The organism is uncultured Campylobacter sp. (assembly GCF_938040115.1).
Taxonomy (GTDB): domain Bacteria; phylum Campylobacterota; class Campylobacteria; order Campylobacterales; family Campylobacteraceae; genus Campylobacter_A.
On sequence record NZ_CALHXD010000220.1, the window covers coordinates 1 to 2,891 of the forward strand.

General features: G+C 50.5%; 3 protein-coding genes. All 3 read left to right on the forward strand.

The features are described 5' to 3' along the window. Nucleotides 1-975: D-glycero-beta-D-manno-heptose 1-phosphate adenylyltransferase (gene rfaE2, locus Q0314_RS07400; RefSeq protein ID WP_298057887.1), on the forward strand; the 975-nt coding region annotated here is incomplete at its 5' end. Next, nucleotides 965-1,531, forward strand: a complete 567-nt coding sequence (gmhA, locus tag Q0314_RS07405) for a D-sedoheptulose 7-phosphate isomerase (protein WP_298057889.1) — start codon at nt 965-967, stop codon at nt 1,529-1,531. The genes rfaE2 and gmhA, both read left to right, overlap by 11 nt. 94 nt (nt 1,532-1,625) lie before the next feature. Continuing rightward, nucleotides 1,626-2,888 carry a DNA repair protein gene (locus tag Q0314_RS07410; protein WP_298057891.1) on the forward strand — a complete coding sequence of 421 codons (1,263 nt, stop codon included), beginning with the start codon at nt 1,626-1,628 and terminating at the stop codon, nt 2,886-2,888. The last annotated feature ends 3 nt before the right edge of the window (nt 2,889-2,891 follow it).

The following is a 2,891-nucleotide window of genomic DNA, read 5'->3' on the forward strand; positions in this document are numbered from 1 at the left end:
TCGGACTACGGCAAGGGCGTGCTGACGCCTGCGCTGTGCCAAAAGCTGATAAAAGCCTGCGCGGATGCGGGCAAACCCGTACTAATCGATCCAAAGGGCGCGGACTACTCGAAATATAAGGGCGCTACGCTACTAACACCCAATAAAAAAGAAGCGGGCGAGGCCGTGGGCTTTAAGATAGAAAACGACGAGCAGCTTTTTACGGCGCTAAATTTACTAAAAAATGAGCTAAATTTGACCCATTCGCTGATCACGATTTCAGAGGAAGGCATCGCGCTTTTGGAGGACGCTCAGGCGGTTAAATTTCCAGCTCTGGCAAAAGAGGTCTTTGACGTAACTGGTGCGGGAGATACGGTGCTAGCGACGCTTGGCGTGATGCTGGGTGCGGGCGAAGGTATCAAAAAGGCGATCGAGACGGCAAATTTAGCCGCTGCGGTCGTCGTGGCTAAGGTCGGCTCGGCGACGGCAAGCTTTGAGGAGATAAACGAACTCGTGCGCCGTAAAAACGCGGCAGGCTTTGAGGAGAAAATAAAAAGCGCGGACGATCTGGCCGCGACGCTGGCAAACCGCGGCGAAAAGCGGCTGGTTTTTACAAACGGCTGCTTTGATATCCTGCACGCGGGGCACGTGAGCTATCTCGCTAAAGCGCGGGAATTTGGCGATATACTAGTCGTCGGGCTAAACTCTGACGCATCGGTGCGCGCGCTAAAAGGTGACACTCGCCCCGTAAATTCGCAGACCGACCGCGCTACCGTGCTGGCGGCGCTTGGGGCGGTTGATTACGTGACGATATTTGACGAGCTAACTCCTCTAAATTTGATCGAAAAACTGCGTCCGGACGTGCTCGTAAAGGGCGCGGACTACGAAGGTAAAGAAGTCGTCGGCAGCAGCGTCGTAAAAGACGTGCGGCTAGTGGAGTTCGTAGCGGGCAAAAGCACGAGCGCGACGATAAAAAGGATAAAAAATGAAGACTGAAGATATGATAAAAAGCGAGCTAGAGGGTCATCTAGCCACTATAAAAGCCACATTTGCACTGGAAGCGGATATCAAAAAAGCCTGCGAAACGGCGGTAGCGACGCTAAAGACTGGCGGTAAAATTTTGCTTTGCGGAAACGGCGGAAGCGCAGCAGACGCGCAGCACATCGCAGCCGAGCTAACGGGTCGCTACAAAACCGAGCGCGGCGCGCTAGCCGGCATCGCGTTAACGACCGATACCTCCGCGCTCACGGCGATCGGCAACGACTACGGATATGAGCTTGTTTTCTCGCGTCAGCTAGAGGCTCTGGGCCGCAAGGGCGATCTGCTCATCGCTATCTCTACTAGCGGAAACAGCGGTAACGTCGTAAAAGCGCTCGAGCTAGCGCGAAAAATCGGTATCAAAACGATCGGACTAAGCGGCCGCACGGGAGGCGCGATGAACGAGCTTTGCGAGCTAAATTTGGTCGTGCCGTCAAACGACACGCCGCGCATCCAAGAGATGCACATAATGATAGGGCATATCATCTGCCAAGCTATCGACGATGCGTTTTAGGCTAAATTTAAAAGCATTTGCGGCGGCGGAGTCAAATTTGGCCCGCCCAGCCGCTTTTTAACTCCGCCTAGCGCGCAAGCAAATTTAATCACCCATGAAAACCAAAACTCCAGCCTACGCCGTCATCGATCTAAAGTCCTTCTACGCCTCGGTCGAGTGCGTGGAGCGAGGGCTTGATCCCTTTGAGGCAAATTTAGTCGTCGCAGACGCTAGTAGAGGCGAGGGTAGCGTGTGCCTGGCCGTTAGTCCCGCTCTAAAGGCCCTTGGCGTAAAAAACAGATGCAGGCTGTTTGAAATACCTAAAAATATAAAATATATAATCGCGCCGCCCAGGATGCAGTTTTACATCGATTATGCGGCTAAAATTTACGGCATCTACCTAAAATACGTCGCCAAAGAGGACATCTACGTCTACTCCATCGACGAGGCCTTTATCGATCTTACCTCGTATTTAGAATTTTACAAACTAGGAGCTAGAGCCATGGCAAAGATGATAATGGACGACATCCTAAAGACTACGGGCGTAACGCCGACCTGCGGCATGGGGACGAATCTATACCTAGCCAAAATCGCCCTTGATATCCTAGCTAAGCACAGCGAGGATAATATCGCCTTTTTAGACGAAGTGCTCTATAAAGAAAAGCTCTGGACGCATCAGCCGCTAAATGATTTTTGGCGCATAGGCAAGCAAACTAGAGCCAAGCTCGAGCGATACGGGATATTTTGCATGAAAGATATGGCAAACGCGCCTTTTAGCCTGCTAGAAAGAGTGTTTGGTATCGACGCACACATCGCGCTAGATCACGCAAACGGCATAGAGCCCACCACCATAGCGGGTATCAAAGCCTATAAACCCTCTACCAAATCATACTTTAGCTCGGAAATTTTACCTAGAGACTACGAGAGACTAGAGGCTCTAATCGTGCTAAAAGAGATGACCGATAGGCTGGCTCTAAAGATGATAAACGAGGAAGTGCGAGCTAGCGGGCTCACGATAAATATCAAATTCGCGGACAAAAACGAACCCGCGCAAAGAGCCACGGTAAGGTTTAAAACGCCTAGCAATATCGCTAGCGTGCTCATGAGCTCGGCCGAAGAGCTATATCTAAAAAAGATAAAAAACGCAGGCCTCATAAGGCAAATCGGCATATCGGCAAATGACGTCGTAAAGGAAAGCAAAACCGAGAGAAGCCTCTTTGAAGAAGAAAACGCAAAAGAAAAAACGGTGCTAAAAACCCTAAACAAGATAAAAGAAAAATACGGCAAAAACTCCATCCTAAGGGCTATCGACCTATTGCCCGAAGCCACCGGACGAGATAGAAACAAAAAGATAGGAGGGCACAAAAGCGGTGAATAAAGA